Here is a 5,285-nt window from a genome sequence, read left to right on the forward strand (position 1 = left end):
CTCGAACGGGCCGAAGGTGACCGTCTGCGCATCCTTGGCCGGCGCGCCCGGCGCTTCCATCGCGGGGCGGCGGCGCAGCACCGCATGGATGCGGGCCAGCAGTTCGCGCGGGTTGAACGGCTTCGGCAGGTAGTCGTCGGCACCGACCTCCAGGCCGACGATGCGATCGACATCCTCGACCTTCGCCGTCAGCATGATGATCGGCGTCACGTCGCTCGCCGCACGCAGCCGGCGGCAGATCGACAGCCCGTCTTCACCCGGCAGCATCAGGTCGAGCACGATCAGGTCGACCGTCTCGCGCGTCAGCACCCGGTTCAGGGCCTTGGCGTCCTCCGCCAGCAGGACTTCGAAGCCTTCTTGGGTCAGATAACGGCGCAGCAGGTCGCGGATCCGGGCATCGTCATCGACCACGACAACACGGTCGGGGCGGGCAGTGGCAGTGGGCGTCATCGACGGCTCCGTTGATTTGTAACAGCCGAGATTGTGCGCAGGTTCGATCCTGTTTTTGGGGGCTCCGGACCATCTGTTACAAATCTTGCGACACGTCTTTTTCAGTTTGGCAAGTGAAGGTTTGTGAAGGTCGGCAAGAGTTGTCGGCGAAGCTGGCGGCTGGGTCGTTGGGAGCCTCATCCGGCAGAAGACCCTGGAGACACGCATGACGCTGACCGAGAGCGATGCCCGCCACCTGCTGACCCGCACCGGCTTCGTGCCGTCGCCGCAGCAGCTCGCGCCCTGGATCGGCTTSAGTGCCGAGGCCGCCGTCGATCGGCTGATCGACGCGGCGCGCGCCGCGCGCCCCCTGCACCCGCCGCCCGACTTCACGCGCGAGCCGATCCGCACGCCGCTCGGCCAGTTGCCCGACGAAGACGCCCGCAAGGCGGCACGGCAGCAGGCGCGCCGCGACACGCTCGACCTCGCCGCCTGGTGGCTGCAGGAGATGCGCGACACCCCGGCGCCGCTGGCCGAGCGCATGGTGCTGTTCTGGCACAACCACTTCGCGACCTCGGTGCAGAAGGTGCAGAGCCCGCAGGGCATGTTCAATCAGCAGCAGCTGTTGCGCACGCACGCGCTCGGCTCGTTCGCCGCGCTGCTGCACGGCATCGCGCGCGATCCGGCGATGCTGATCTACCTCGACGGCGCGGCCAACAAGGCGCAGGCGCCGAACGAGAACTTCGCGCGCGAGGTGATGGAGCTCTTCACGCTCGGCGAAGGGCAGTACCGCGAGCAGGACATCCAGGAAGCCGCGCGCGCCTTCTCCGGCTGGACCGTCGACCGTGCCGACTGGAGCGCCCGCCTGCGCCCGCGCCTGCACGACGGCGGCAGCAAGACCTTGTTCGGACGCAGCGCCGCCTACGACGCCGACGGCGCGCTCGAACAGCTGCTCGCGCAGCCGGCCGCGGCGCGCTTCATCGCCGGCAAGCTGTGGCGCGAGTTCGTCTCGCCGGTGCCGGAGCCGGCCACGCTGGAGCGCGTCGCCGCGCGGCTGCGCGACAGCGGCTGGCGCATCGACGCCGCGCTGCGCGAACTGCTGCTGAGCGATGCGTTCTGGGCGCCGGCCGCGCGCGCGGCGCTGATCAAGTCGCCGGTGGAACTGACGGTGGGCACGCTGCGCCAGTTCGATGCGAAGTTCGACGCGAATCCCGACGCGATGCTGCCGATCGCGCGCGCCAGCGCCAAGCTCGGGCAGAGCCTGTTCGTGCCGCCCAACGTGAAGGGCTGGCCCGGCTACACCGACTGGATCGACAGCACGACGCTGCTGGAGCGCAAGCGCTTCACCGAGCGGCTGTTCCGCGGCGTCGAGATGGGTGGCGTCGAGAAGGGCGGGGGCGGGCTGYGCTTCGATGCGGACGCGTGGCTCGCGCCGCTCGGCGCCCATGCCGACCGCGAGCCGGATGCCGCTACCAGGGCGCGCATCGAAATGGCCGTGCTGGCCGCGCCGCCCGTCAATCCGCTGCCGGCCGGCACGGTCGGGCTGTCGATGCTGCGGGCGTTGAGCCTGGACCCTGCGTTTCAACTGAAGTGACCCGGAGGCCGCGATGCGATCCACCCGTCGAGAATTCATGCGCCTGTCCAGCGCCGCCGTCGCCTGCAGCGGCCTCGTGCTGCCGGGTATTCCGTCCGCTGCGTGGGCCCAGGGCACGAACGGCCTGCAGGCCGCAGCCTCGGCCGCCGACCGCGTGCTGGTGCTGGTCGAGCTGAAGGGCGGCAACGACGGCCTGAACACCGTCGTGCCGTATGCCGATCCCGCGTACGCAGCGCTGCGGCCGACGCTCGCGCTGCCGCCCGCCGACCTGCTGCGGCTCGACGCCAGCCTCGGCCTGCACCCGTCGCTCGCGCCGCTGATCCCGCTGTGGGAGAAGCACGAGCTCGCGCTGCTGCTCGGCCTCGGCTACCCGCAGCCCAACCTGTCGCACTTCCGCTCGATCGAGATCTGGGACACCGCATCGGCGGCGCGCGAGTACCTCGACGAAGGCTGGGTGGCGCGCGCCTTCGATGCCGGGCTGCGCGGGCGTGGCCGCTTCACCGCCGAAGGCGTGGCCGTCGGCACCGCCGGGCTGGGCGCGCTGAGCGGCGCGCGCGCCGTCTCGCTGACCAGCGCCGAGGCCTTCGTCAACGAATCGCGCCTCGCGCGGCCGGCGGCGGTGCAGGGCAATGCGGCGCTCGCGCATGTGCTGAAGGTCGAGGCCGGCGTGCTGCAGGCGGCCGACGGCCTGCGCAACCCCGGCGCGCCGGCGCTGCGCACCGAGTTCCCGGCGCACGGCCTCGGCCAGGCGGTGCGCGCCTGCTGCACGATCGTCGCCGGCCAGGCCGGGCGCGGCGGCGTGCCGGTGTTCCACCTGACGCACGGCAGCTTCGACACCCACCGCGGCCAGCTGCCCACGCATGCGGCGCTGCTGAAGCAGCTGGCCGAGGGCCTGGCCGCGTTGCGCGAAGGCCTGGTCGAGGCCGGTGCCTGGGACCGCACGCTGGTGCTGACCTATTCGGAGTTCGGCCGCCGCGCGCGCCAGAACCAGAGCGGCGGCACCGACCACGGCACCGCCGCGCCGCACTTCGCGATGGGCGGCGCGGTGCGTGGCGGCGTGATCGGCCGCATGCCCGACCTGCAACGACTGGACACCAATCAGAACCTGGTCCACACGGCAGATTTCCGGCAGGTCTATGCGACCATCGCGCAGCGCTGGTGGGGCGTCGACCCGCAGGTGGTGCTGAACGGGCGCTTCGATGCGCTGCCGTTCATCACGGCCTGAACGACGTGCCGACGGCGCGCCACTCACAAGGAGGATCCATGACGATTCAATCGAAGCTCTCGCCCCTGGCCGCCGTCGCGGCCTTTGCCGCCGCGCTGGCGGCCGAACCCGCGCTCGCCAACGAGCCGCCGCTGCAGAACGTGGTGAGCCTGTCGGCCAGCGCCACCGTCGAGGTCAACAAGGATTTGTTGAACGTGACGCTCAGCACCACCCGCGAGGGCACCGATGCCGGCACCGTGCAGGCGCAACTGAAGCAGGCGCTCGACGCCGCGCTGGCCGAGGCCAAGCGCGTCGCGAAGCCGGGCGACATCGAGGTGCACACCGGCAACTTCTCGCTGTTCCCGCGCTACAGCCAGAAGGGCGGCATCAACGGCTGGCAGGGCACCGCCGAGCTGGTGGTCGAGGGCAAGGACATTCCCGGTATCGCCGCGCTCACCGCGAAGATCAGCACGCTGACGATCGCCCGCGTCGGCAGCAACCTGTCGCGCGAGCAGCGCGAGAAGGTCGAGGCCGATGTCGCCGCGCAGGCCATCGCCCGCTACCGCGCGAAGGCGGCCGAGTACGCCAAGCAGTTCGGCTTCGCCGGCTACACGCTGCGCGAGGTCAACATCGGCAGCAACGAGCCGGTGATGTACGCCGCCGCGCCGGTCGCCCGCATGAAGACGATGGGCGCCGCCGACGAGGCGCTGCCGGTCGAGCTGGGCAAGGGGAGCGTGACGGTCAGCGTCAATGGCTCGGTGGTGATGACCAAATAGACGACGAAGCAATCACTGCGCCGTCCAGCCGCCGTCCACTGCCCAGGCCACGCCGCGCACGTTGTCGGCGGCGGCCGAGCACAGGAACACGGCCAGGTCGCCCAGCTGCTGCGGCGTGACGAACTGCAGCGAGGGCTGCTTCTCGCCCAGCAGCTCGCGCTGCGCCTGCTCCACCGCGATGCCCTCGCGCGCGGCGCGGTCGTCGATCTGCTTCTGCACCAGCGGCGTCAGCACCCAGCCGGGGCAGATCGCGTTCGACGTGATGCCGGTCTGCGCGGTCTCGAGCGCGATCGACTTCGTGAAGCCGACGATGCCGTGCTTGGCGGCCACGTAGGCCGATTTCTGCGCCGACGCGACCAACCCGTGCGCCGAGGCGATGTTGATGATGCGGCCCCAGTTGCGCGCGCGCATGGCGGGGATCGCCAGCCGCGTGGTGTGGAAGGCCGAGCTGAGGTTGATCGCGATGATCGCGTCCCACTTGGCGGCGGGAAACTCCTCGACCGCCGCCACGTGCTGGATGCCGGCGTTGTTGACGAGGATGTCGACGCCGCCGAACTCGGCCTGCGCGTAGGCCATCATCGCCTCGATCTCGGCCGGCTTGCTCATGTCGGCCCCGTGGTAGCCGGCCTTCACGCCGAGCGCGGCCACCTCGGCGCGCGCCGCCTCGAATTCGCCGAAGCCGTTGAGCACCACGTTGGCGCCCTGGCGCGCCAGGCACAGCGCGATGCCGTGGCCGATGCCGCTGGTGGAGCCGGTGACGAGGGCGGTTTTTCCTTTGAGCACGGTGGGAACCTCCAGGTTGATACAGTCCATTATCGAAGAGGAAGCCCGGCCCATGCATGAACCCCGCCTGAACCACGTGCAATGCCTCGACACCCGCGGCCTGCATCGCATGGCCTGGTGGGAGTGGGGCGACGCTGCGAACCCGCGCGTGCTGGTGTGCGTGCACGGCCTGTCGCGCCAGGGCCGCGACTTCGACACCTTCGCGCAGGCGATGCAGGGAGAGTACCGCGTGGTGTGCCCCGATGTCGTCGGGCGCGGCGAATCCGACCGCCTCGCCGACCCGATGGGCTACCAGATCCCCGCCTACGTGGCCGACATGGTCACGCTGCTCGCGCGATTGAACGCCGGCACGGTGCACTGGGTCGGCACCTCGATGGGCGGGCTGATCGGCCTGGGGCTGGCGGCACTGAAGAACTCGCCGGTGTCGAAGCTGGTGCTGAACGATGTCGGTCCGAGCATCGAGCCGGCGGCGCTGGCGCGCATCGGCACCTACCTCGGC

At 70.7% G+C, this 5,285-nt stretch carries 6 protein-coding genes; 4 read left to right on the plus strand and 2 right to left on the minus strand.

What is annotated here, in order from left to right:
* Positions 1-450: response regulator (locus AC1D12_RS23875; RefSeq protein WP_477843295.1), on the minus strand; the 450-nt coding region annotated here is incomplete at its 3' end.
* A 205-nt stretch (positions 451-655) separates the two neighbouring features.
* Here AC1D12_RS23875 and AC1D12_RS23880 point away from each other — a divergent pair.
* From AC1D12_RS23880 to AC1D12_RS23890, 3 genes are read left to right on the plus strand one after another with little or no spacing between them, the layout of a single operon-like run.
* Positions 656-2,023, plus strand: coding sequence for a DUF1800 domain-containing protein (locus AC1D12_RS23880; RefSeq protein WP_477843297.1), 1,368 nt, complete (start codon positions 656-658; stop codon positions 2,021-2,023).
* 13 nt (positions 2,024-2,036) lie between these two features.
* On the plus strand, positions 2,037-3,248 hold the full coding sequence (locus AC1D12_RS23885; protein ID WP_477843298.1) for a DUF1501 domain-containing protein: 1,212 nt from the start codon (positions 2,037-2,039) through the stop codon (positions 3,246-3,248).
* Positions 3,249-3,286: 38 nt separating this feature from the next.
* Entirely contained in the window at positions 3,287-4,003 is a 717-nt protein-coding gene (locus AC1D12_RS23890) for an SIMPL domain-containing protein (protein ID WP_465112581.1), read from the plus strand.
* Between the two features lie 12 nt (positions 4,004-4,015).
* Here the strand turns inward: AC1D12_RS23890 and AC1D12_RS23895 are convergent, their stop codons facing one another.
* Positions 4,016-4,816: a 3-hydroxybutyrate dehydrogenase gene (locus tag AC1D12_RS23895; RefSeq protein ID WP_465112582.1), complete on the minus strand. Its 801-nt coding sequence runs from the start codon at positions 4,814-4,816 to the stop codon at positions 4,016-4,018.
* 22 nt (positions 4,817-4,838) lie between these two features.
* On the opposite strand from AC1D12_RS23895, the gene AC1D12_RS23900 reads away from it, so the two are divergent.
* Positions 4,839-5,285: alpha/beta fold hydrolase (locus AC1D12_RS23900; protein ID WP_477843301.1), on the plus strand; the 447-nt coding region annotated here is incomplete at its 3' end.

This window comes from Rhizobacter sp. P1_G5 (assembly GCF_056405435.1).